A 24,251-nucleotide genomic window follows, 5' to 3' on the forward strand; every position below is an offset into this window, starting at 1 on the left:
CGTACCGCTCTATAGATGAAAAAAAACAGTGGTTCCGGTGGTTCTGTGGTTCCAACTCCTCGCCAGCCCGCGCCATAGCAGGGTTTATTGGTGAACCACTTGTGACTTACCCACTGGTTCTTAGACCCCCGTCACTGGTTCTGACCTAATATCGACCCCATTTAGGAACCAGTGGAACCAATGCGGAACCAGTCGATTCTTATACAGTGGTTCCGTCTCTATCCCTTATGTCGTAAGGGTTTGAGGATGTTAGGAACCAGTGAACCAGTAGAACCACTGTTTTTCCTTTGTGCTCGCGCATGAGGCTGGCAAGAAAAGGGCGCACTCGGCAGCCCATTGCTTACCTCTGGCTGGCTTAGTCGCCCTGTTGCCCTTCGGCATCGTCGGCCAATACCAGATCGGTCAGCACATAGACCCGTGCCCTCTTTCCGGTCGGGAGCCGCCTCAAAAGCTGATAACGCCCCTCACCGCCGAGCAAGTATCCCGCTTTGGCTGACAGCTTGGCGGCCTTCTTAGCATCGCGTCCGCTGGTGATCTCAACCCAGCCCGATGGGTCAACCCAAAACTCCAGTTCATCATCGGTACCATGCCTAGGGTTACGCCTGTAACCAACCACATTTGCCGGTCGGTGGTTCGGGTCGCTCACATCCACAAAGCGGGTGTACTGGTGAGCCCGCATAAAGGCCCGGATCTGCGCCAAGGTTGCAGCGTCCTCCTTATTGCCGAGGTGACCACGCTCCGCCAGCCACGCCTTGAGGCAGACCCGCACCGCTCGCAGCGCCTCCCCATCGGGCCAGCCAGTGACCCCCAGCCGGGTTGCCAGCTCACCGGCAGCCGCCACCAGCGCGAACCGGTTGATGGCGCGGCCTACCTGATTGCCCGCCTCCTTCGGCGTCAGTTCGGCGGCAAGGCGCTTTATCTCGCCCCGCAGGCGCTCTCTGTGCGTATCCAGACCCCCGGCCAATGCCTCGGCATAGGTTCGAAACGCGCTGCCGTGCTGGCTATCGCTGTTAGCTTTGAGCGTGTCGGCGAAGGTGCGCCCGCTCTCCATACCATGAAGCCACTCAAACGCCCCATGGTGGCCTGTATCGCTCGGGATCTGGATTGTGCGTACCTCCATCCCCGCCTGGGTACGCTGGCCCGCGCTGGCGGCGTGATCTTCAAGGCTCAATTCCCCGGTGGAGAGGAACAGCAAGCGCCACGCCTTGCGCTCTCTAAGCTCCCCATCCTGCTTGCTACGGCCTTTGCCTTGCCCGTTGGCCAACATGTAGGCCACTTGCCCAGCCTCTTTGCCGTCCAGCTCTCCCAGCTCATCCAGACAGAGCAAGGCATCATTGCGCCGGCTGGCGATCCCCTCGATGGCATTACCGGTTGCCCGCCATGTCTGGCTGTAGCGATCCGGGTTACCGTAGACACTGGCCGCGGCCTTCATGATGGTGGTCTTGCCATCAGTGCTCTCACCTTTTAGGTGAAAGCCTCCCCCTTCCATGCCTACCAGAGAGAGAAGGGGAGCAGCAAAGGCCAATGACAGGGCAAAGCAGAGGCGGGAGTTACCCACGGCCAACGCCGCAACCCCCTGTTGCCACTCGGCCAGGGTACCCCGCTCGGTGAAGTCGCTGGCGGCATACCCGGCCGTTTGCAGGATCACCCCTTCGGCATCAGGTCCGATAGCGCACTGAGGCAATACATAGGCCCGCCCATGCCAGCCGGTGCGCTCCACACAGGTGATCCGCTTGTCGGGCCGACAGGTCATCAGGTAGTCGGCCAGCTTGCGCTTGTGGCCCAGTTCAATAAACGGCAGACCCGCATCCAGCAGGGTTGCAAATACCTCTTCGCAATTACGGTATGCAAGCTCCTTCATTGGCATTGTCCAGCTACGTTTGCGCCCAATGGTGTCTTGCCACTCCAATAGGCGGCCATAGCTACGCCCATGCTCATCACTGGTTTCAGCCAGTACCCGTACCGGGCTGGATATGGGTACCAGCTCTTGCCGAGCATCGTCTCCCTTTCCTATCAATTCCCAGACACAGAGGCGATCACCCCGGATCTCGTATCCTACCGGCAGGTCTTGCCCTTTATCTGTCTCGTCATCACGAACCGGGTGAAGCGGTACCACTTCGGCCTGCCAGGGAGCCCCTTCCTTCTGGCTGGCGCCTTGGGCCTGCTGTGCGGTTTCGCCAAGGGTCTGCTCAATGGACAGACCCTTTTCGCTCATCTGATTGCTGGTGACTGGTGCTGTGCTGGCGCTCATGATGGCCTCTTTGGTTGCGGTCAGCCCGTGGGCTTGGTGGTAGTCGTTCCAATCTCCTGAAAACTCAGGCGGTAGCGCCACCAGCCCGCCCACGGCTGCGGCGGCGTGCTCGGCCTTGGCCTTACCGGGGTTGCCCTTGGTGCCTTCGTCATTGTCGCCACAGAGCAGGAGCCGGGCCTTCGGGTGCTGGCGGCGGGCAATCTGGGCCACGGCCAGCAGGTTACCGGCATCCATGGCGCAATAGACGGTCGCCCCGATAGCTAGGTGAACAGATAGCCCGGTTGCGTACCCCTCCACCACGGCCACCAGCTCCCCACCATCGATACGGTGGAAAGCCCCGGCCTTCTGCCCACCAGCCAGATAACGCTTGCTGCCGTCATGGCCGATCAGCTGTACGTTCACCAGTTCGCCCGCCTCATTGGTCAGCGGGATCACCAGGCTGCCGGCTGGGTAGTTCTCACCCCCTTCACGGATCAGGGTTCGATTCACTGCGTTCAGGTGCGAGCCAAAGCCCTTACGCTCAACATAGGGGGTGTTCCCCTGCTCACAGTCGCTGATGATGGCAGCAGCACGACGGGCAGCCTTCTGGCGCTGTTGCTCCTCCTGTTTGCGTTCTTGCTCTGCCCTAGCCTGTTGCTGCTGGTGGATACGCTCCCGCTCTACAGGGTCAAGCCCACCGGCAGACAGGCCCACCAAAGGGGCAACCAGTTCGGCGGCCTCCTTGGGGTTCTTGCTTGTCACCCGGCACACCAGATCCAACCCATCCCCAGCACCGCATTGCCCACAAATGAAAGTGCCGCGACCTCCTTTGTCATCCAATCGGAATCGGTCTTTGCCACCACAGGCAGGGCAGGGGCCATGTTTGCCGCGGCACGGGGTCTCGATACCAAGACCCGCAAGCACATCAGGCCAGTGGCCGGCAGCCGCCGCAACTACGTCAGAAACAAATCGGGGGCTTGCGCCCCCTGTTGTTTTCATCATTGTGTGGCCCTCCGCTCGCGCTCTCTCGCCAGCTCCACCATGGGGTCCTTGCCCTCATCCAGCATCTGCCGCACATCGGCACAAAAGGCACGGTTCATTTCGTCCAGCACCAGACTACCCAGCGGCGTTAACTCATCGCCAGCCAACATATGGCGCAGCATCAGCAAGGCATCATCGCGCCCTTGCTTACCACCGGCATGTTCCAGGTGGGCGCCCACGATTTGGTTACTGATCGCGATGGTCAGCACCTCCTCACCCATCGGCAGACGCACCCCCAGGTGCGTGAAGCTATCACCACGCACCGCCAGATATGCCCGTGCCACCGCCTTCACCAACTTATCGATCTCGGTCATGGCAACCCCCTATTGCATGGTGTTCACCTGGCTGTTTCTGTGCCTTGGATGCCCGCTTGAACAGTTCTCGCAATACCGAGGGACGCAGAGGGTTGCGTGATAGCTCACCCCAGATCCGGCTGCGTAGCACAGTAATAAGGTAATGGCTCATGCTGCTACCTCCAGAGAGATGCCGACCTCAGTCCGCATTGCCCCCAGCAAGACACAGAATTGAGCCCTTTCCTCAACGCTCAGATCAGTCTGTTCCAGGATGTCGGCAAGCTGTTCAAGTAGCGCATTCATCTTGGGTTGATTGGTCGGGTTCATGCGGCGGCCCTCCCAGTCGGAGTGCGGGACAGGAACACCAGAGGCAGGCCAGCCAGAGCAATACGGGCTTGGGCTTCGGTGTCAGCAACGGCGGTAACGGTGCGGATACGGCGCAGGTCTGCCAGTCGGCAGGCGCTCGAGGCGATCAGGAAGGTGAAGATCATGGTATGAATCCTTGGTTTTGATGGACCAAGGCGGATCGGGTAGCCGCAAAGCAGTGCCAAACCAAGGAAGGCACAGTGGGGGCGTTTTCTTTGGCTCCCGACCCATGCCCCCAAAACTGGATAGATCCCCGGCAGGGAGCCGGAGACGGGGGAAGAGGTGCGAATTGTCCTTGGTTTAGTCACAGCCTGCGGGTGCTTAATCCGCCAGCCACGCCGCCACTTGCTTAAGGTGACGACTGGGAAGATCGTACCGTGTCGCACAGTATCAGGCAACCCCGTCCGGCTGAATTTGGGCAAGGCTTCGCCTTGGGCAGTTCGCCCCATGGGTTTCATCATCATGGTGATCCTTAGCGGAGAGAGTCTAGCAGGAGGGTCGTTGCGACCAAGTCGAACGCCAGAATGGCAAGGAGGATGACATCAAGCATAGCTGGCCTCCTCCTCTACCATGCCGGGGTAGCGTTCGAGCAACGGAGTCAACCAATCCGGCGCAAGGCAAAGGCCATTCTTTGACAGTTTCTCACCCACCCATGAAGCAAGTTTGACCGCATCTTCATAGCAAGCAAGGCTGTAAATTGTGAAGCCCCCCTCACCCCCACGGACACCAATACGAGCATATTTTTGCCATGCGCGCACCAGAAGATCATCGGAATAACCCTTGCCACTGCGATACGTCATCGAGAGCAGGCCGTTACTCGCGGTCATGCGATAACGCCGCAACTCAATTCCAAGGCGCCGCTCCCAGGCGCAGGGGTAATTACGCCCACTGATGAGACGGGCCAGATCCAGGATCTCCAGCTCACTTAGACCCACCGGATTAGCCAACATGTGGATTGCAGCGGATACTTCCTTCCCAACCGCTTTGGGCATAGAATTAGCAGTGATTTGAATAAATGCTTTAGCTGTGCCGTTCTCGGTGCGGCTATTTTTTTTGTCCATTTTTCAGTTCCTTATGCTGCTTTACCTTGAGAGCTGATCCACGCGTGGACCTCCTCACAGCGCCAGGCTGTGACACGCGGCCCCAATTTGATGGGCTTGGGGAATTTGCCATCTCCAACCATCCGCCAAAGCGTTGACTTGCTGAACGGCAACGGACCCACCTTGCTCGCAGTGGTCACAAGTTGAGCCTCTCGAATAAACCCTGTTTCCGGTATTGCCATATGCGTTCTCCTGAAATGAAAAAACCCGGCGCAACGGCCGGGTTTGATGGGTATAAAAACAACTATCGGGGATTAGGGGGTATGTTCTGGGCTTAAGTTCCTCCAACGAAAAAACCCGGCACAATGGCCGGGTCTGGAAATGAAAAGGCCCAATCTCGAAAGACTGGGCCATGATGGGGAAATCCTAACGTTGGCAGATTAATAAATCAAGAGGTTTGTTGGCGTGTCACTGACTCCCACTAGCAACCCTCTGGAAATTCACCGGACGCACATTCCCTCCCTGCTGGGATTCGTAGAAATCAGCCAGCCACTGCAAGAGCTTGCGACGATCATCCAGGTACTCGGCTCGATGGTAGGCAGCCCGCACCTTATTGCGTTCAGCGTGGGCAAGCTGGCGCTCTATAACATCCGGATCAAAGCCCTCTTCGTTCAGGGTGGTAGATGCCAGCGCCCGGAAACCATGAGGAGTGGCAATGCCAGCGTACCCCATCCGCCCCATGGCATAGCTCAGAGTATTCTCACTCATGGGCTTGGTCAGGTTGCGCTCGCTCGGGAACAACAGATCACAATGACCGGTGACTTGGTGGAGCTCATCAAGGACGGCCAGCGCCTGCCTGGATAGTGGGACAATATGCTCTGATCGCATCTTCATCCTAGCAGCGGGGATCCGCCACTCGGCCCGCTCCATATCGAACTCATCCCAGCGAGCAAAGCGAACTTCACCCGGGCGGGTCATGGTCAGCATTAGCAGATGAAAGGCAAGGCGAGTCGCAGGGTTCAGGGGTTCAACAGCAAGACGGCGGTAAAACTCTGGCAGTTCCGCCCGGGGCAATGCCGGCCGGTGTTCTTTCTTGGCGGCCTTGAGTGCCCCTCTCAGGTCTTGAGCTGGGTTGTAGCTGGCTCGGCCTGTCTGGATGGCGTAACGCATGATAGCACTGATCCGCTGTAGCACTCGCCCAGCAGTCTCAGTGGCACCCCGCTTTTCCACTTTCCGCAAGGCATCCAACATCATGGGTGCCGTCAACTCAGCAACAGGAACAAGCCCAAGATCTGGGAAAGCATCCATCTCCAAGGACTCGATAACCCGGGTGGCATGGCCTGGACTCCAGAGAGCAAGTTGGCTTTGGTGCCATTCACGAGCCAGCACTTCAAAGCTGTTTTCACTGGCCAGCCGGTTGGCCGCCTTGCTTTGTTTGCGAAGCAGGCCAGGATCAACCCCCTCGGCAAGTAAGCGACGGGCATCATCCCTCTTTGTCCGCGCTTCTTTGAGTGACACCTCAGGATACACCCCCAAGGCAAGCATCTTCTCTTTGCCGCCATAGCGATACTTGAGCCGCCAATATTTACCAGACTGGTTAACCAGCAGGAACAGCCCCTTCTCATCGGAGAGCTTCTGAGGCTTGCCGGTGTATTTGGCCTGCCGGGTGGTGATATCGGATAGCGGCATGGGGTATCTCCCGTCTCTGCTTGGGGGTACTTACACACGCTGGGGACAATAAGTGGACACTCAGCAAACCAGTCATGGTGCTAGCCGATGGCCATATGGGGGTAGTTTTTACCCCCCATCTGAGCCACTACCCCCAGAGATACCCCCGAATAATGGGGTATGTTATGAGGCTATATGATACGACAAGGAACAACAAAAAACCCGCAGAGCCTTAAGCTATGCGGGTTTCTGGTCTGCCGTGGTACGGCATGAAACTGTAATATGGTGCCCGGGGTCGGACTCGAACCGACACGGTTATTCACCGGCGGATTTTGAATCCGCTGCGTCTACCGATTTCGCCACCCGGGCAACTGCGAGGGATTATACGAATGGCGCGATGCCATGCAAGGTGTTTTTCGATTGAACACTCCCGTTTGTTCATTTATTCAACGCCTTGCCGATGCGGGGCCAGTTACATAGAATGCCGCCATCATCTTAATGGAATAAAAACGATGGCCAAGCCTAAAAAAGTCCAACAAAAATCCCCCTCTCCCGCCACTCAGCCATACCCGTCAGCGGGTCTGATGCGTCGCCTCGGCGCCCTCATCTATGATGCGCTGGTGGTGACTTCGCTGCTGATCATCGCCGGCTTTATCGGTATGGGTGTCGCCAAGCTGTTGCTGGTCACCGGCATGGCCAGCGTACCAGCGGGTGAAGACACCGTCTGGTTGCTGACCCGCCACCACCTGAGCCTGATCTACACCCTGTGGCTCGCCTTCGTCATCTGCGGTTTCTACACCTGGTTCTGGACCCGTGCTGGCCAGACCGTCGGCATGCGCGCCTGGCGGCTGCGTATTCAGAACGAGGATGGCAGCCACATCCGCGTTACCCAGGCGCTGATCCGTCTCGCTACCGCCGCCTTTGGTCTGGGCAATCTGATGTGCCTGTTCAACCGCCAGCGTCCGCGGGCGTTTCAGGATATCTGGGCCGAGAGCGAAGTGATCGTGCTGAGCAAGCAGGAGAATCTGGAATTGCTGAACAAGTAATACCGGGTCAATGCAGCAACGAAAGAGGGCACCAACAGGTGCCCTCTTTGCATTTCCTCATAACCTCGTGCGGATTACTGCTTGCGGCTGAGGATGTAGAAGGAGATGCCGCCAAACAGCAGACTGGGCGCGATAGCCGCCAGAATGGGCGGTACCGCATAGACCAGACTGATGGGGCCAAACACCCGATCACTCACATAGACGGCAAAGCCGGTCATGATCCCCATCAGCATCCGCGCCCCCATGCTCACCGAGCGTAGCGGGCCGAAGATGAAGGAGGAGGCCAGCAGGATCATCGCCACCACCGAGAGCGGTGACAGCAGTTTGCGCCACATTTCCAGCTTGTAGCGACCGGCATCCTGCTTGTTGGCATCGAGATAACCGATGTAGTCGAGCAGACCGGAGACCGAGAGGTTCTCGGGGTCGATACTTACCACCCCCAGCTGCTTGGGCGTCAGCTCCGAGCTCCATTCCATCTTGTCATGCTGCTCGCTGTGGATCTGCGCGGGATCGTCGAAGCGGGTAACCTGGGTCTGCTTGAGCAGCCAGTGGTGACGCTCGAACACCCCCTCCTGCGCCTGCACCACGTCGATCAGCTTGCGCTCGGGGGTGAAGCGATAGAGGGTGATGCCGGTGAGGGCGCCATCGTTACGCACCCCGTTGATATTGACGAAGTTGTTGCCATCGCGAGCCCACACCCCGTAGGCGGAAACCGTCAGACGACCTTCTGACAGCGCCCCCGCTTTGACGTCATCTGCCATCCGCTTGGCGATAGGGGCCACATATTCCCCCATCAACCCCACCATGATCATCAGCGGGATCGCCGTCTTGAGCGCCGCCATTACAATACTGATCTTGGAGCGACCCGCCGCCTGCATCACCACCAGCTCGGAGCTGGTCGCCAGCTGACCCAGACCAATCAGGCCACCCAGCAGCGCGGCCAGCGGGAAGAAGAGCACCGCCTCCTTGGGCATGGAGAGCAGCACATAGTAGAGGGCGTTGATCATGTCGTAGTTGCCGTCACCGACCGACTTGAGCTGCTCCACATATTTGATGAGCGCCGCCAGACCAACCAGCGTGATTTCACACAGCAGGATCGACATAAAGATGACCCTACCGATATATCTATCGAGAATGCCAAACATCAGCAGAAGTTCCTATGTTGCAGCATCATGCTGATTTTCTGTTGAAATAGCGCCCTTTCACCCCGTTCCACCAGCTGGTGCCCTGCAGATTGAGGGGCAGGCCGATAAACAGCAGGTAACCGAGCGGCACCAGGAACATCCCCGGCCAGTAGGGCAGCCGACCGCTGTCGATGGCCGAACGGGCGGCGCTGAGCAGCAGGAAGTAGGAGAGATAGAGCATGATGGCCGGCAACAGCTTGGCGTAGCGCCCCTGACGGGGGTTGACCCGCGCCAGCGGTACCACCAGCAGGGTGAGCACCGGAATGGAGAGGGGCAGCGAGATACGCCACTGCAATTCCGCCATCATGGCGTTGTCCTGGGTACCGAACAGTTCCATGGTCGGCTTGGCCGCCGCCTTGCGGTTGGAACGCTCCATCTCTTGCTGGCGGATCACCAGACCATATTCGCGAAAATCGGAGATCTGGAACTGCTTGCCGGAGAAGTTCCCTTCGTAGCGGGAACCATCCATCAGGGTCAGCCACTGCAGACCGTTCTCGTCGACCGTCACCACCCCTTCGGTCGCCACCACCACCGAGGGAGGATTGTTCCCCTCCGCCCGCTGCAGCACGAAGATCTTTTGCAGTTTTGAGCCGTTGTCGTTCAAATCCTGGATATAGGCAACCAGACGCCCCTTATCAAGCTCCATAAAGCGGCCAGCCTGCAGGAAGGAGATACCCGGGTCCGACTTGAACTCGTCGATCACCTGATACTCGCGCTCCTTGGCTTGCGGGGCGATCCAGCCGGTGTTGAACGCCGCGACCACTGCCGTCAGCAAGGCCAGCAACATGGCGCTGCGCATCACGAAACGGTGGCTGAAGCCGACCGCATGCATCACCGTCATCTCGCTTTCGGCGTAGAGGCGACCATGGGCAAACAAAATGGCTAAAAAGAGACTGATAGGCAGCATCAACAGCGCCATATTGGGCAAGTTGAGCAGCAGCAGGGTGGAGACCAGACGTGTCGGCACCTCGCCATCGGCGGCGTCACCGATGATCTTGATAAATTGTTGGCTGACAAAGATAAGCAGCAATACGAATAACACTGCCAGCTGGGTTTTCAGGGTTTCCCTGAACAAATATCGGAAAACGATCACAGTCATTCCCAAGTAAACTTGTGTTTTTAGTCGAATGCCTGAAAAATAGGGCCGTATATTGGATTTTTACCAGTTTGAACTGCGGAGCCTGTGGCTGTTCGCTCCGCCTCTGATACCCCAACAAGCACCGCATTATTCAATAAAAGGTGCCTTTTGTCTTTAGGATGTAGGAGATTCCATGGAGTTCAGTGTAAAGAGTGGCAGTCCAGAGAAGCAACGGAGCGCCTGCGTCGTAGTCGGCGTATTTGAGCCTCGTCGCCTCTCTCCGGTTGCCGAACAACTGGACAAGATCAGCGATGGCTATATCAGTTCGCTGCTGCGCCGTGGCGACCTGGAAGGGAAACCAGGCCAGATGCTGCTGCTGCATCAAGTACCGGGCGTGCTCAGCGAGCGCGTACTGCTGGTCGGATGCGGCAAGGAGCGGGAACTCGACGAACGCCAGTACAAGCAGATCATCAACAAGACCATCACCACCCTGAACGAAACCGGCTCCATGGAAGCGGTCTGCTTCCTCACCGAGCTGCACGTCAAGGGTCGGGATACCTATTGGAAGGTGCGCCAGGCGGTAGAAACCACCAAGGCGGGCCTCTACAGCTTCGATCAGTTCAAGACCAACAAGGCCGAGCCACGTCGCCCGCTGCGCAAGCTGGTATTCAACGTGCCGACGCGTCGGGAACTGACCATTGGTGAAAAAGCCATCGCTCACGGTCTGGCCGTGGCCAAGGGTGTGCGGGTCTGCCGCGACGTGGCGAACATGCCGCCCAACGTCTGCAACCCGGCCTATCTGGCCTCCCAGGCCCGTCGTCTGGCCGATGCCTACGACAACATCACCACCAAGGTGGTGGGCGAGCAGGAGATGGCCGAGCTCGGCATGAACTCCTATCTGGCGGTGGCCCGCGGCTCCGACAACGAAGCCATGATGGCCATCATCGAATACAAGGGTCATCCGGATGCCAAGCCCATCGTGCTGGTCGGCAAGGGTCTGACCTTTGACTCCGGCGGCATCTCCATCAAACCGGCCGACGGCATGGACGAGATGAAGTACGACATGGGTGGCGCCGCCTCCGTGCTCGGTACCATGCATGCGCTGGCCCAGCTGCAACTGCCGATCAACGTCATCGGCGTACTGGCTGGCTGCGAGAACATGCCGGGTGGCAACGCCTATCGTCCGGGTGACATCCTTACCTCCATGTCCGGCCAGACCATCGAAGTGCTCAACACCGATGCGGAAGGTCGTCTGGTGCTGTGTGATGCACTGACCTATGTGGACCGCTTCGATCCGGAAACCGTGATCGACGTGGCGACCCTGACCGGTGCCTGTGTCATCGCGCTGGGCCACCACACCTCGGGTCTGCTGGCCAACCACAACCCGCTGGCCCACGAGCTGCTCAACGCCTCCGAGCAGGCTGGCGATCGCGCCTGGCGTCTGCCGCTGTTTGACGAGTATCAGGAGCAGATCGACAGCCCGTTCGCCGACATGGCCAACATCGGCGGTCGTCCGGCCGGCACCATCACCGCAGCCGCCTTCCTGTCACGCTTCACCAAGAAGTACAACTGGGCCCACCTGGATATCGCCGGGACCGCCTGGAAGAGTGGCAAGGATAAAGGCTCCACCGGTCGTCCGGTGCCCCTGCTGACCCAGTTTCTGCTGAACCGGGCTGGCGTGGATATCGAAGAGAAAGAGTAACTCTCCGGCCCCTGCCGATGGCTGCATCGGAAGGGTTGGCGTTACCCTGAACCACAAGGAAGAGGCCCGCCTCTTCCTTGTTTCATTCTTGAATCAGTGAGCTGCGGACGGGAAACGCCCCGTCAGCCTCATGAGGCGGTCAACAGTCCGTCACCGCAAAACGGGATCAACCTGATGAGCCAAGTGACCTTTTACCTGATGAGCGAACAGGATGACGCGCAGGCCTCTGCGGTCGAGCGACTGGCCTGCACTCTTGCAGCCGAGTCGTGGGGCGCGGGCCATATCTACCTGTTCTGCGACGATGAGGCTCAGGCTCTGCGCCTGGACGAGCTGTTGTGGCAACTGCCGCCGGAGCGCTTCGTGCCGCACCAGCTGCAAGGCGAAAGCGGCATGGCCCCGGTGGAGATCGGCTATCAGCCACCGAAACGGCGCTACGCCCGCCTCATCAATCTGGCCACTGCGACACCTTTGTTTGCAGGACACTTCGCTCAAGTGGTAGATTTTGTCCCCACTGACGAAACACAAAAGCAGCAAGCCCGCGAGCGCTACAAGCACTATCGCCAGGCAGGCCATACCCTCGAAATGAGGGATCAGCCCGTCCTTGCCGCACCGGATCCGGCGCAGCCCTGACTGCAACCAATTGATCCATAAAGAATCAACACCAGACTCCATCCATCCAGATTACGGCGAGACCATGGAAAAGACTTTTAATCACAACGCCATCGAACAGGCGCTCTATCAGCACTGGGAAGCCCAGGGTTACTTCAAGCCCCACGGCGACACCAGCAAAGACTCCTTCTGCATCATGATCCCGCCGCCGAACGTCACCGGCAGCCTGCACATGGGTCACGCCTTCCAGCAAACCCTGATGGATACCCTGATCCGCTACAACCGCATGCAGGGCAAGAACACCCTGTGGCAGGCAGGTACCGACCACGCCGGTATCGCCACCCAGATGGTGGTTGAGCGCAAGATCGCCGCAGAAGAGGGCAAGACTCGCCACGATTACGGCCGTGATGCCTTCATCGACAAGATTTGGCAGTGGAAGGAAGAGTCCGGTGGCACCATCACCCGCCAGATGCGCCGTCTGGGCGACTCCGTGGATTGGGAGCGCGAGCGCTTCACCATGGATGAGGGTCTCTCCGCCGCCGTGCAGGAAGTGTTTGTCCGTCTTTACGAAGATGGCCTGATGTACCGCGGCAAACGTCTGGTGAACTGGGATCCGAAACTCAACACCGCCATCTCCGATCTGGAAGTGGAGAACCGCGAGATCAAGGGCCACATGTGGCACCTGCGCTATCCGCTGGCCAACGGCGCCAAGACCGCCGAAGGCAAAGATTACCTGATCGTCGCCACCACCCGTCCGGAGACCATGCTGGGCGATACCGCCGTGGCAGTGAACCCGGAAGACCCGCGTTACAAGGCGCTGATCGGCCAGCACATCCTGCTGCCACTGGTGAACCGCCTGATCCCCATCGTTGCTGACGAACACGCCGACATGGAGAAGGGCACCGGTTGCGTGAAGATCACCCCGGCCCACGACTTCAACGATAACGAAGTGGGCAAGCGCCACAGCCTGCCGATGATCAACATCTTCACTCTGGACGCCCATGTGCGTGCCGAGGCCGAAGTGGTCGACACCAACGGCAACCCGAGCACCGCCTATGACGCCGCCCTGCCGGCCGAGTTCGCCGGTCTGGAGCGCTTCGCCGCTCGTAAGGCGATTCTGGCCAAGCTGGAAGAGCTGGGTCTGCTGGACGAGATCAAGGATCACGTGCTGCAACAGCCTTACGGCGATCGCGGTGGCGTGCCCATCGAACCGATGCTGACCGACCAGTGGTACGTGCGCGTGGCACCGATGGCCAAGACCGCCATCGAAGCGGTAGAAGATGGCCGCATCCAGTTCGTGCCGAAGCAGTACGAAAACATGTACTTCTCCTGGATGCGCGACATTCAGGACTGGTGCGTCTCCCGTCAGCTGTGGTGGGGTCACCGCATCCCGGCATGGTATGACGACGCCGGCAATGTCTACGTGGGCCGCAGCGAAGATGAAGTGCGCGCCAAGCACAGCATCCCGTCCGTGACCACCCTGCGTCAGGACGAAGACGTGCTCGACACCTGGTTCAGCTCCGCCCTGTGGACCTTCTCCACCCTGGGCTGGCCGAACAACACCGAGGCACTCAAGACCTTCCACCCGACCGACGTGCTGATGAGCGGCTTCGACATCATATTCTTCTGGATTGCCCGGATGATCATGATGACCATGCACTTCATCAAGGACGAAAACGGCCAGCCGCAAGTCCCGTTCAAGACCGTCTACATCACTGGTCTGATCCGTGACGAAGAGGGCCAGAAGATGTCCAAGTCCAAGGGCAACGTGCTGGACCCGCTCGACATGATCGACGGCATCTCGCTGGAAGATCTGCTGGAGAAGCGCACCGGCAACATGATGCAGCCGCAGATGGCCGAGAAGATCGCCAAGCGTACCGCCAAGCAATTCCCGGAAGGGATCGATGCCCACGGCACCGACGCCCTGCGCTTCACGCTGGCAGCGCTGGCCTCTACCGGTCGTGACATCAACTGGGACATGAAGCGCCTGGACGGCTACAACAACTTCTGCAACAAGCTGTGGAACGCCTCCCGCTATGTGCTGATGAACACCGAAGATCAGGACTGCGGTTTTGCCGGTGGCGAGATGCAGTTCAGTCTGGCGGATCGCTGGATCCAGTCCCAGCTGCAAGTGGCCATCCGTGACTTCCGTACCGCCCTCGATACCTACCGCTTCGATATCGCGGCTGGCGTGCTGTACGAATTTATCTGGAACCAGTTCTGTGACTGGTATCTGGAGCTGACCAAGCCGGTACTGACCAAGGGTTCCGAGGCCGAGCAGCGCGCTGCCCGCCACACCCTCGTCAGCGTCCTCGAGACCCTGCTGCGTCTGGCGCACCCGATCATCCCGTTCATCACCGAGACCATCTGGAAATCTGTCGCCCCGCTGGCTGGCGTACACGCCGATACCATCATGATTCAGGCCTTCCCGGAGTTCGACGCCACCAAGGTGGACGAAGCCGCGATGGCGGATCAGGAGTGGGTGAAGGAGTTCATCGTCAGCATCCGCAACATCCGCGCCGAGATGAACGTGGCCCCGAGCGTGCCTCTCAACGTGCTGCTCCAGTGCGATGCCAAGGATGCCCAGCGCGCCGCTGACAACGAGGCCTTCCTCAAGTCGCTGGCCCGTCTGGAATCTATCCGCGTACTGGCGGACGGTGAAACCGCCCCGCTGTCAGTGAAGAAGCTGATCGGTGCCACCGAGCTGATGATCCCGATGGCCGGTCTCATCGACAAGGATGCCGAACTGGCCCGTCTGGCCAAAGAGGTTGCCCGTCTGGTGGGCGAGTGCGGCCGCATCGAAGGCAAACTCGGCAACGAAGCCTTCGTCGCCAAGGCGCCGGAAGCGGTCATCGCCAAAGAGCGCGAGAAGCTGGAAGATTACCGTCTCCAGCTGACCAAGCTGGAAGCCCAGCAGGCCGAGATCGCCGCGCTGTAAGCGCAGCGTCCAACCGATACAACAAAGCCCCCTGCCAAGGGGGCTTTTTCATATCCGCGCTTCCCGCTTCAGCTCACCAGCAGCCAGCCGCAAAAACCGAGATAGAGCAAGCCCACCAGCGCCAACCGCCCGGCGGTCATCACTCCCTTTCTGAACCCCCACCAGAGCAACCCGACCGCCAGCAGCGTCACCAGCGAGGAGGCCATCATGGCGCCATCCAGCAACCAGGGGGTAAAGAGCAAGCAGAACGCCTTGGGGATGGTGCCCTGGATCATCATGGCCCCGGAGATATTGGCCAGCGCCAGCCGGTTCTTGCCCTGCCGCACCCAGATCAGCACGTTCATCAGCTCCGGCATCTCGGTCGCCACCGGACTCAGCAGCAGGGCCGCCAGTACCGGCGAGAGGCCAAACAGCTCGCCCATGCTCTCCAGCTGATGGACAAACAGCTGGGCCGCCAGCGCCACCACCACCAGCGCTGCCAACGTCTGCAGCAACACCTTGCCAAGGGGCGGGATCTCGGCATTTGGGGCCAGCTTGAGGGGCTCCGGCAATTCGACTTCGTGGCTGTCACTCTGTTTCAGCTCGCGCCTTACATAGACGAGGTAAATCAGCAGGAAGAGCGGGGCCAGCCAGCTCTTGCCGGTAAAGGCGACCAGACCCAGTACAGTGGCCACCAGAAAGATACCCATAAACCAGCGTTGATCCCGGCCAATCTCGCGCTGCACCTCGCCGTCGATGGCCCGTTCGGTACGCCCCATGCAAAGCAGCAGGGTGAGGCCGACTGCCGCATAGCCGATGGTCGCCAACACCAGCGGCCCACCAAGAGCGGCGCCAATGCCGATCTCCTGCTGGGCGGTCGTGTTGCCCATCAGCAGGGCGGTCAGGGTCACGATGCACTCGGGCAGTGCCGTGCCTAGCGCTGCCAACAGCGAGCCAGTGGCACTTTGGGAGAGTTTGAAGTGGTGGCCGGTCCACTCGATGCCATTGACGAAATATTCGCAGGCAAGGTAGATGGTGACCGCAGAGACGAGAAATAACAGCAGGGTAATCAACATAATAGATACCGCCAGGCGAGCAAAATAACCGATGGACCCGACATGGCTCGCCCGGCTGGCGTGCATATCGAGGCCAAAGGTCTTGCAGAGCGATAGTGCCTATCGCCGCCCATGCCATGGATACGAGGCTCCAAGAGTGTTGACATGGGCCCGGCCCGGAATGCGGGCGGGTTGCTACTCCCCAATGACTGAGGGGACGTTTTAGCAACTCGACCGCCGCCTCACGAGGCAAATTAATGACAACCCATTCAATAAGTTGTAAGGGAATGTAACCTCGCCAGCGTCCCCTCCCCGCCGCCATTGCGCTGTTGGCACACCGATTGCTGTAGGTAGTTCACTATCCACAACAGTTTGGGAAGGATGAACAATGAAACGGTGGATCCAACATTTCTATCAACTGAACCGCCTCAATTGGCTGATGGTCTGGTTGTTGCTCTGCTGCAGCATCATTCTGCTGTTTCCGGCCGGGCTGATGAAAGGGGCCGTCAGCCAGTGGGCTGCGGATCATGCGGCCTGGCTGGGGGTCGGCATGCTGATCGCCATCTCCTACTTCTGCAGTCAGGGCTTCCTGATCGCTTGGGAGTGGGCATGCGAAGAGTGGCAGGCGCGCCGTCAGCAGGACCAGCTGGCCCAGATGATCGGCTTCCTCGACTTCAACGAGAAGGCGGTGCTGCGCGAGTTCGTGCTGCAGCGTAAAAGCGTCATAAACTTGCCGATCACCGAGCCCGCCGTCAAAAACCTGATGGATGCCGGCGTCCTCACCTACGCCTACGGCAAGCCGACCCGGGAGAAGGATGACGAGAACCAGATCCGCGCCCTGATGATCGCCCTGCCCGCCCGACCGCTGCTCACCTACAAGGTGCTGGGGTTGTCGCGCGGCAAGATGAGCGACGAGCAGGTGGAGCAGATCATGAATGCCAGACCCAAGTTCGCCCAGAAGGGGTTCCAGCGCTAACCGCCGCCCAACCGCCAGAAATAAAAGAGCCGGACATTGTCCGGCTCTCTTATTTCTGCGCGACATGATGTACCGCTCAGCTTCCCCTTCTGCGCCCTACCCCTTGAGGCTGGAGCAAAAGCTGACATCGTCCTGCACCGGATCATCGCTCATGCTGTGATAGAGTTCGAAGCAGGGACCATTGCCAAACTCCAGCCCGGCAGCAACGATGTCGCCGATATGTTCCTGCCAACGCGGGCCATACTGACTGCGGTCGGTAATAAGATAACGGGACTGGGCGTAACGACCGGCGGGAATAAGCTGGATCTCGACCGCTCCCATCCCCACCGTCCCCGCAGGCACCGTCACCCCGATGTCAGTGCGACACTGGGCTGGCGGGGTCACCTCGGGGTTATCGTGATAGATGAAGATCCACTCCCCACCTTCCAGACCGCGGGCGCTGGCCCACTGATGCAGCTGGCTGCAGACGGGGTCATACCCCTCGCCATAGGGGCCGGTGACACGCATATAGGCCAGAGTGCGGGCGTCCATCTCGATGGTTTTCATGGTATTGCTCCTTGCTGATGAGTGACCCTCAGCATAAGGATTAGGCTGCACAAGTGCGTGTCCATCCTTGCTCATCAAGTGTCCATTCTTGCTCTTGTCGCGGCGAAACTCTCCCGGCGTGCAACCATAGTAACGGCGAAATACCTTGGCAAACGCCTGGGAGCTGGCGAGCCCCGCCCCCAACGCAATGGCCGTGACACTGGCATCGGTATAGCAGAGCTGCCAAGCAGCCCGCTGAATGCGCAGACGACGACACATCTCCCCGGGCGTCTCCCCCGCCACAGCCGTAAACACCCGGTGAAAATGGTAGAAAGACAAGCAGGCACTGCTTGCCAGCGTTTCGATGGAGAGATCGGGATTCTGCTCCAGCGCCCGGATCACCGGGCGCAATCTGGCCTGATAATCGACCATACCGTTAGCGACTGGCGCCCCCCGCGACTCTGGCCATATAGAGCGCATCCACATAACGCCCTTGGCGGAAGGCATAGTCACGGGCTCGCCCCTCCTCGGTAAAACCGAACTTGCGATAAAGCGCCTGTGCGGCCTCATTGTCGGTATAGACGGTCAGCTCAATCCGGTGCAGGTTGAGCCAGTTATCGGCCAGATCCAGCGCCGCAGCCATCAGGGCAGAGCCCACCCCCTTGCCAGCCCAGTCATCCCGCACTCCCATGCCAATCCCGGCCACATGCTTGCGTCTGGGATTGGGCTCAACCAGCAGCGAGAGCTGGCCTACCAGCAGGCCGTCAACGTCGGCGACCAGTGCCACCACGCTGTCGCTCTCCAACCGCTTCTGCCACTGGCTAAGGGGTGGCATAGGCAGGTGCAAAGTGCCCGCCTGGGCATTAGGCATGGCGTAGAGATCCCGTAAGGCGGGGGCATCGGTGGGTTCGGCATGACGGATAGTAATCTGCATATGAGGCTCCTTCTCGAAACCTCCATCATGCAATATCCGGCGCGGTTACACATCCCCTAACTGTACCCATTTGTCTTGCCTATCAAAGGGCGAGGAAAGGCCCATTGGCCGAATACGGCGCAGATCCGTAGGCTGACCCCATATCAACAAGGAGAGAAGCCATGACTGACAAGACTCTGCACAGCGCCAACGGCGCCCCCGTCGTCGACAACAACAACAGCCTCACCGCCGGTCCGCGCGGCCCCATCCTGATGCAAGACATCTGGTTGATGGAGAAACTCGCCCACTTCGACCGCGAGCGCATTCCCGAGCGGGTGGTTCACGCTAAGGGCTCGGGCGCCTACGGCACCTTTACCGTGACCCACGACATCAGCCAGTTCAGCAAGGCCGATCTGTTCAGCGCCATCGGCAAGCAGACTCCTGTATTCCTGCGCTTCTCCACCGTGGCCGGTGAGAAAGGCGCCGCCGATGCCGAGCGCGACGTGCGCGGCTTCGCCCTCAAGTTCTATACCGAGCAGGGCAACTGGGATCTGGTGGGCAACAACACCCCGGTCTTTTTCATCCGCGATCCGCTGAAATTCCCTGACTTCATCCACACCCAGAAGCGGGATCCGCGCACCAACCTGCGCAGCGCCACCGCCGCCTGGGACTTCTGGTCACGCCATCCGGAATCCCTGCATCAGGTCACCATACTGTTCAGCGATCGCGGCATCCCCAAGAACCTGCGGGAGATGAATGGCTACGGCAGCCACACCTTCAGCTTTATCAACGACGCCAACGAGCGCTTCTGGGTCAAGTTCCACTTCAAGACCGAGCAGGGCCACAGCTTCTACACCGATGAAGAGGCCGCCACCGCCGTCGGGCAGGATCGGGAGACCAGTCAGGCGGACCTGTTCAACGCTATCGAGCGGGGCGACTTCCCACGCTGGAAGGTCTATGTGCAGGTGATGCCGGAGGCCGAAGCCCAGACTTACAACATCCACCCGTTCGACCTCACCAAGGTGTGGCCACACAGCGACTACCCGCTGATCCCGGTGGGCGTGCTGGAGCTCAACCAGAACCCGGACAACTACTTCGCCCATGTGGAGCAGGCCGCCTTTACCCCGGCCAACGTGGTGCCCGGTATCGGCTTCTCGCCGGATCGCATGTTGCAAGGGCGGCTCTTCTCCTACGGAGACACCCAGCGCTATCGCCTCGGCGTCAACCACGGTCTGCTGCCGGTCAACGCCCCGCGCTGCCCGTTCCATCACGGCGCCCATCGTGACGGTGCCATGCGGGCAGACAGCAATGGCGGCGCCAGCCCCAACTACCAGCCGAACCGTTTCGGTACCCAACAGCCGAGCGAGCAGCACGAACCGGCGCTGAGTCTGGAAGGGGCCGCCCTGCACTACGATTTTCGCGACTACGACAGCGACTATTACAGCCAGCCGGGCAACCTGTTCCGCATCATGGACGAGGGGCAGCGTTCACGGCTCGCCGCCAACCTGGCCCGATCCCTTGTCAATGTGGAGGATGACGCCATCGTCGCGGCCCAGCTCAAACACTTCGAGCAGGCCGACCCCGAGTACGCCAAACGAGTCGAACTGGCACTGGCCGCCTTGCAGCGCTAAGTCGCAAGCAGGCAACATCTGCAAAAACAAAACGGGGGCCTGATGGCCCCCGTTCTCGTCATGACGGTATTTGATAAATAAAAAAACAGAGCCCAAGGCTCTGTTTTCACTGCTGTATCAATCCCGGACGGAACGCGCTTCACGCTCTTCCCGCTCCCTTGCCAACAGGCGTTTGTACCACCAGCTACTGCGACGACGTTGTGCATTGGAAGAGCGACGAGCCATTTCTTAGGTTCCAGCCAAGAGAAGAAAGGAGCTGCATTATGCGACAGGGATCACGTCCATGTCTTTAGCTGGATCAAGAAAAGCCTCACTGACCCACGGAAATCGTCTTTTGATCTTTCGCACCACGGGTGGCAGGCAACACCACCGCAGGAGAGCGCCAGGCCAACGGGCCATTGCTCTCGAGGTCGTTCTGCGGGCCGCACTCCAGCCAGATATCGCCCTGCAGAATGCGGGCCCCTTCGGAATATTTCTGATCCGCAAACCAGCAGACCCGCTCGGGCAATGAGCCCAGCGGCAACACCAGCTCGGGACTGGCAGACTCGCCCACCACAATGGTTTTGGACGCGGCCAGAGCGGGGGCGAGCCAGAGGGAGGCCAGCAGGCAGAGCAGTACATTTTTCATGAGAGGGATCCTGTTTCGATGGAAGGCATTCTCGAAGAGTCTGACCAGCCCCGGGGTTTACTTGACTGACAATCATACTGCCTGCTGGCATTGTGGAACCAATATGGTAGCCTGCCAGCGCCTGCGGGCAGTCTCTCGCTGCCACGCGCAAACTTCCGGTGAATTTGTCACGTCCTGACAAAATATAACCTTATTTATCAAATCGTTATTTGGATATTATCCCAATGCGTATCATGCCGTTGCTTCAGGCGGCCTGCCTGAGCCTGATGTTGTCCGCCTGCGTTGCCCCATTGCTGATGATGAGCCCCACCAGCCAACTGATGTGGGCCCTGCTCAAGCCGCTGGTCGGCTTTGACCCGAACGAGGTCAATCTGTTCGAACAACCCCTGATCAAGGATCGGATGACCGCCATCCTTGGCCCCAATTACGACAGCACCATGCAGTTGCTCAAGACTGCCGACAAGTTACAGCAGGAAGGGCCGCTTTTCTATGTGGTCTCCGAGTATGCGCCGGTGCCGGATATCGCCAAGCAGGCGGGGATGGTGTGGAACTCGCAAACCAACCAGATGTCGGTATTGCTGCAAAAAGGGGATGGCACCACCCTGACCTTCGGCGAAAATCTGGCGGGCACAGCACCGACATGGCCAACCGCCATGCAGGGCTGGCAGACCCCTACCAGCCAGCTCACCCCGGCGACCAATGCCCTGACCGGCGCGGCGACCAGTCAGAGTGGCGCCTCCCCCTTCTCCCTTGGCAGCGCGCTGGGCACAGTGACTCGCGGCGTCACCGGCTCGCTGACCAACAGCGCCAGCCAGGCCATCAGCGGCGCAGCCGCCAACGTCACAGGACAGGCAACTCAAGCGGTGAGCCAAAGCACGACCGCACTTACCCGCACTGCAACCACCGCAGTCACTGCCCCCGCCAAACAGGCGGTGAGCAGCACCACCGCCACCGCGGCGCAAGAAGCTACCAAGGCCGTTGTCACACCTGCCAAACAGGCTGTCAGCAGCGCCGCTGCGACCGCGACGCAAGAAGCCACCAAAGCCGTTGCCGCTCCTGCCAAGCAAGCCGTCAGTAGCGCCGCTACGGCCGCGACCCAAGAAGCGACCAAGGCCGTTGCCGCTCCTGCCAAGCAAGCCGTCAGCAGCGCCACTGCGACCGCGACCCAAGAAGCCACCAAGGCCGTTACCGCTCCGGCCAAACAGGCCGTCAGCAGCGCCGCTGCGACCGTGACGCAAGAGGCCACCAAGGCTGTTGCCGCTCCTGCCAAACAAGCTGTCAGCAATGCCGCCGCGACCGTGACGCAAGAGGCAACCAAGGCTGTTGCCGCTCCGGCCAAGCAAGCCGTCAGCAGCGCCGCAGCAACCGCGACGCAAGAGGCAACCAAGGCCGTTGCAGAACCAGCCCGGCAGGCCGTCAGTGCCGCATCCCATACGGCCGGAGAGAGCGTCGCCGATGCCGCCAGAGCGGCGGAAGCCAAGGCTCGCGCCAAGGCAGAGGCGGAGATGGAAGCCCTGCTCAAATAAACCGACAGGCCACCGCAAGGTGGCCTGTTTTTTATCCCGCTACCGGATCATGACGTTATGGAAAAGGCCACATAGACTGTTATGTAACTACCCGCACAAGGAGTGCATCATGCGTCGTCTGCTCCCTGCTCTCGCTTCTCTCGCCCTGTTTATCGCGCTCCCGGCTCCGGCACTTATCTACTATTCGGAGCAGAACATGCCACTCAATGGCCAGGATAAAAATGGTCAGCCTGTGGGGTTGGCGGTCGAGTTGCTGCGCCTGATGTGGCGTGAAATGGGGGAGCCGGAGCAACCCATCCACTTTCTGCCCTGGGCCCGCGGCTGGTATCTGCTGACCCAACAGCAAGAGGCCGTGCTCTTTACCACGGCGCATACCAAGGAGCGGGATCCCCACTTCCTCTGGGTCTGCCCCATCAGCCACTCCAGGGTCGCGCTGGTCGGCCGCAAGCAGGATGCCCCCAAAGTGGCCAGCAAAGCGGATCTCGCCAAGCTGCAGATTGGTGTGATGCAGGCGGATGTCGGGGAGCAGTTGCTGCTCAACCGCGGGATCAGCCCTGGCAATATGATGTCGGTAGAGCGCATGGATCAGGTGGTGCGCCAGCTCATCATGGCACGCACCGATCTGGTGGCGGGCAACGAGGTGATGCTGCGCCATCAGGCCAAGGAGCTGGGTTTTCCCAGCGAGGATTTTGTCACCGTCGCGATCATTGAAGAGCAGGATAACTGCTTCGCCTTCAACCTGAGGGCAGACAAGCAACAGGTTGCCCGCCTGCAACAGGCGCTGGACAAGGTCAAACAGGGGGATGAATACAAGCAGCTGATGAAGCGCTACCAGTTGCTCAGTATCCTGCCCGAAACCACTCCCACCCTCCCGCGCATCGAGTAACTCCGGCCCACCCTATGGCGGGCTCTCTCTATCTCCCGCCGATGACGCCTGCGATGCCTCCACCGGAGCAGTAATGAGGTGGTTCAGAAAGAGATTGAACAGCTCGGCCCGCGAGCCGAGCCGCAGCTTGCCATAGAGATGCTTGCGGTGATTCTTCACCGTGCCGCTGCCAATCCCGAGCTCCGCGGCAATCGCCTCCGTATCCAGCCCCTGCAGCAGCAACTCCGCCACCTGCCGCTCGCGCCGGGTAAGCCTATCGCCCCCGACACTCGACATAGCCTGCTCCACCGAGCTCCGGAGGCTGGCGCTGTCTGGCTGCGCCGTGCTCTGGGCCAGCAGCGGCTGGCTCTGCCGCCACTGCTGACGACAGAGCGAATGTACCAGCGGGAACAGCTGCTCCAGCCTTGCCAGCTCGTCACGGCTGAGGGTGCTGCGCTTGTCGAGTCGCCCCAGAAACAGCATCAGCGTCAGTCCGTCCCGCACCGGCAGGATCAGTCCCACCTCTTCCTGCCAGCCGGTGGCCTGATAGAAGTGGTGGCGATATTCGGGATCGAGCCGCCCTTGGGAGACCTGCGCCAGGGTCCAGACGCCGGCAGGCAAGCCCTGCTCCAGCGCCTGCATAAAGGGATCCTGACTGAAGTGGCTGGTGAGGTAGCGATCAAACAGCAGAGCCCGCTGATGGTTGAGGTTGTCGTAGAGGTAGACGGGGCGCTGTCCCACACCGAGCAGCAGCGCGCAATCAAACGCCACCTGTTGCTGGATCAGCCGCACCAGCGCCGCCGGAAAGGCGCTGTTGTGCAGGGCATCGACCACCTCGGTCATGCTGCGGGTCAAGGCATCTGTGGTGAATGGCTGGGTCATGGTGGCACGTTTCCGGTGACGGGGAGCGATTTCCCGCTATGGCTGAATGTTAGCACGAGAGTGGCAAAACTGTCCC

At 59.8% G+C, this 24,251-nt stretch carries 22 protein-coding genes, 1 tRNA gene and 1 riboswitch; of the genes, 8 read left to right on the top strand and 15 right to left on the bottom strand.

Going from position 1 to position 24,251, the window contains the following annotated elements; translation table 11 throughout:
- Nucleotides 1-355: 355 nt before the first annotated feature.
- The 8 genes from ACB040_RS04460 to ACB040_RS04495 all read right to left on the bottom strand — a co-directional run bounded on the left by ACB040_RS04460 (nt 356) and on the right by ACB040_RS04495 (nt 7,007).
- Nucleotides 356-3,229, bottom strand: coding sequence for a DUF927 domain-containing protein (locus ACB040_RS04460; protein ID WP_371153447.1), 2,874 nt, complete (start codon nt 3,227-3,229; stop codon nt 356-358).
- Nucleotides 3,229-3,585: a hypothetical protein gene (locus ACB040_RS04465; protein WP_236319972.1), complete on the bottom strand. Its 357-nt coding sequence runs from the start codon at nt 3,583-3,585 to the stop codon at nt 3,229-3,231. The genes ACB040_RS04460 and ACB040_RS04465 overlap by 1 nt, the downstream gene beginning before the upstream one ends.
- Nucleotides 3,586-3,732: 147 nt before the next feature.
- Entirely contained in the window at nt 3,733-3,891 is a 159-nt protein-coding gene (locus ACB040_RS04470; RefSeq protein ID WP_236319971.1) for a hypothetical protein, read from the bottom strand.
- Nucleotides 3,888-4,055, bottom strand: coding sequence for a hypothetical protein (locus tag ACB040_RS04475; protein ID WP_157161806.1), 168 nt, complete (start codon nt 4,053-4,055; stop codon nt 3,888-3,890). The genes ACB040_RS04470 and ACB040_RS04475 overlap by 4 nt, the downstream gene beginning before the upstream one ends.
- A 417-nt stretch (nt 4,056-4,472) precedes the next feature.
- The gene (locus tag ACB040_RS04480; protein ID WP_236319970.1) at nt 4,473-4,991 is read right to left on the bottom strand and encodes a hypothetical protein; all 519 of its coding nucleotides are present in this window, start codon (nt 4,989-4,991) and stop codon (nt 4,473-4,475) included.
- Nucleotides 4,992-5,002: 11 nt separating this feature from the next.
- Nucleotides 5,003-5,212, bottom strand: a complete 210-nt coding sequence (locus ACB040_RS04485; protein ID WP_157161804.1) for an AlpA family transcriptional regulator — start codon at nt 5,210-5,212, stop codon at nt 5,003-5,005.
- A 226-nt stretch (nt 5,213-5,438) separates the two neighbouring features.
- Entirely contained in the window at nt 5,439-6,659 is a 1,221-nt protein-coding gene (locus ACB040_RS04490; protein WP_236319969.1) for a tyrosine-type recombinase/integrase, read from the bottom strand.
- 262 nt (nt 6,660-6,921) lie between these two features.
- Nucleotides 6,922-7,007: transfer RNA gene (locus ACB040_RS04495), tRNA-Leu, on the bottom strand.
- Nucleotides 7,008-7,150: 143 nt separating this feature from the next.
- On the opposite strand from ACB040_RS04495, the gene ACB040_RS04500 reads away from it, so the two are divergent.
- Nucleotides 7,151-7,684: an RDD family protein gene (locus ACB040_RS04500; protein WP_338773427.1), complete on the top strand. Its 534-nt coding sequence runs from the start codon at nt 7,151-7,153 to the stop codon at nt 7,682-7,684.
- 74 nt (nt 7,685-7,758) lie between these two features.
- On the opposite strand, the gene lptG is transcribed toward ACB040_RS04500, so the two are convergent.
- Both lptG and lptF read right to left on the bottom strand, forming a co-directional pair.
- Nucleotides 7,759-8,829, bottom strand: a complete 1,071-nt coding sequence (lptG, locus tag ACB040_RS04505) for an LPS export ABC transporter permease LptG (RefSeq protein WP_338773425.1) — start codon at nt 8,827-8,829, stop codon at nt 7,759-7,761.
- A 25-nt stretch (nt 8,830-8,854) separates the two neighbouring features.
- A complete protein-coding gene (gene lptF / locus ACB040_RS04510) occupies nt 8,855-9,967 on the bottom strand; it encodes an LPS export ABC transporter permease LptF (protein WP_005356742.1) in 1,113 nt (370 codons plus the stop codon).
- A 172-nt stretch (nt 9,968-10,139) separates the two neighbouring features.
- Here lptF and pepA point away from each other — a divergent pair, with 172 nt between their 5' ends.
- From pepA to ACB040_RS04525, 3 genes are all read left to right on the top strand, one after another.
- Nucleotides 10,140-11,648, top strand: a complete 1,509-nt coding sequence (gene pepA, locus ACB040_RS04515; RefSeq protein WP_005336423.1) for a leucyl aminopeptidase — start codon at nt 10,140-10,142, stop codon at nt 11,646-11,648.
- 174 nt (nt 11,649-11,822) lie between these two features.
- Complete coding sequence (locus ACB040_RS04520) at nt 11,823-12,278, top strand: DNA polymerase III subunit chi (protein WP_005336425.1); 456 nt, start codon at nt 11,823-11,825, stop codon at nt 12,276-12,278.
- A 64-nt stretch (nt 12,279-12,342) separates the two neighbouring features.
- Complete coding sequence (locus tag ACB040_RS04525; RefSeq protein WP_338773422.1) at nt 12,343-15,195, top strand: valine--tRNA ligase; 2,853 nt, start codon at nt 12,343-12,345, stop codon at nt 15,193-15,195.
- A 68-nt stretch (nt 15,196-15,263) separates the two neighbouring features.
- Here ACB040_RS04525 and ACB040_RS04530 read toward each other — a convergent pair whose 3' ends face one another.
- Nucleotides 15,264-16,250, bottom strand: a complete 987-nt coding sequence (locus tag ACB040_RS04530) for a sodium:calcium antiporter (RefSeq protein ID WP_338773420.1) — start codon at nt 16,248-16,250, stop codon at nt 15,264-15,266.
- An 88-nt stretch (nt 16,251-16,338) separates the two neighbouring features.
- Nucleotides 16,339-16,445, bottom strand: a riboswitch (yybP-ykoY riboswitch).
- 172 nt (nt 16,446-16,617) lie between these two features.
- Here ACB040_RS04530 and ACB040_RS04535 point away from each other — a divergent pair.
- A complete protein-coding gene (locus ACB040_RS04535) occupies nt 16,618-17,205 on the top strand; it encodes a superinfection exclusion B family protein (protein WP_005336432.1) in 588 nt (195 codons plus the stop codon).
- 96 nt (nt 17,206-17,301) lie between these two features.
- Here the strand turns inward: ACB040_RS04535 and ACB040_RS04540 are convergent, their stop codons facing one another.
- Both ACB040_RS04540 and ACB040_RS04545 read right to left on the bottom strand, forming a co-directional pair.
- The gene (locus ACB040_RS04540) at nt 17,302-18,162 is read right to left on the bottom strand and encodes a GyrI-like domain-containing protein (protein ID WP_115522186.1); all 861 of its coding nucleotides are present in this window, start codon (nt 18,160-18,162) and stop codon (nt 17,302-17,304) included.
- A 4-nt stretch (nt 18,163-18,166) separates the two neighbouring features.
- A complete protein-coding gene (locus tag ACB040_RS04545) occupies nt 18,167-18,664 on the bottom strand; it encodes a GNAT family N-acetyltransferase (protein ID WP_144716078.1) in 498 nt (165 codons plus the stop codon).
- A 161-nt stretch (nt 18,665-18,825) separates the two neighbouring features.
- On the opposite strand from ACB040_RS04545, the gene ACB040_RS04550 reads away from it, so the two are divergent.
- Nucleotides 18,826-20,274, top strand: coding sequence for a catalase (locus tag ACB040_RS04550; RefSeq protein WP_371153397.1), 1,449 nt, complete (start codon nt 18,826-18,828; stop codon nt 20,272-20,274).
- Between the two features lie 310 nt (nt 20,275-20,584).
- Here ACB040_RS04550 and ACB040_RS04555 read toward each other — a convergent pair whose 3' ends face one another.
- The gene (locus ACB040_RS04555; RefSeq protein ID WP_236356118.1) at nt 20,585-20,902 is read right to left on the bottom strand and encodes a YnjH family protein; all 318 of its coding nucleotides are present in this window, start codon (nt 20,900-20,902) and stop codon (nt 20,585-20,587) included.
- 224 nt (nt 20,903-21,126) lie between these two features.
- On the opposite strand from ACB040_RS04555, the gene ACB040_RS04560 reads away from it, so the two are divergent.
- A complete protein-coding gene (locus tag ACB040_RS04560; RefSeq protein WP_371153399.1) occupies nt 21,127-22,428 on the top strand; it encodes a hypothetical protein in 1,302 nt (433 codons plus the stop codon).
- A gap of 109 nt (nt 22,429-22,537) precedes the next feature.
- The gene (locus tag ACB040_RS04565; RefSeq protein ID WP_064339200.1) at nt 22,538-23,314 is read left to right on the top strand and encodes an ABC transporter substrate-binding protein; all 777 of its coding nucleotides are present in this window, start codon (nt 22,538-22,540) and stop codon (nt 23,312-23,314) included.
- Between the two features lie 12 nt (nt 23,315-23,326).
- Here ACB040_RS04565 and ACB040_RS04570 read toward each other — a convergent pair whose 3' ends face one another.
- On the bottom strand, nt 23,327-24,175 hold the full coding sequence (locus tag ACB040_RS04570; protein WP_371153402.1) for a LuxR C-terminal-related transcriptional regulator: 849 nt from the start codon (nt 24,173-24,175) through the stop codon (nt 23,327-23,329).
- Nucleotides 24,176-24,251: the final 76 nt, after the last annotated feature.

The organism is Aeromonas sp. S11(2024) (assembly GCF_041402345.1).
Lineage (GTDB): Bacteria > Pseudomonadota > Gammaproteobacteria > Enterobacterales > Aeromonadaceae > Aeromonas > Aeromonas veronii.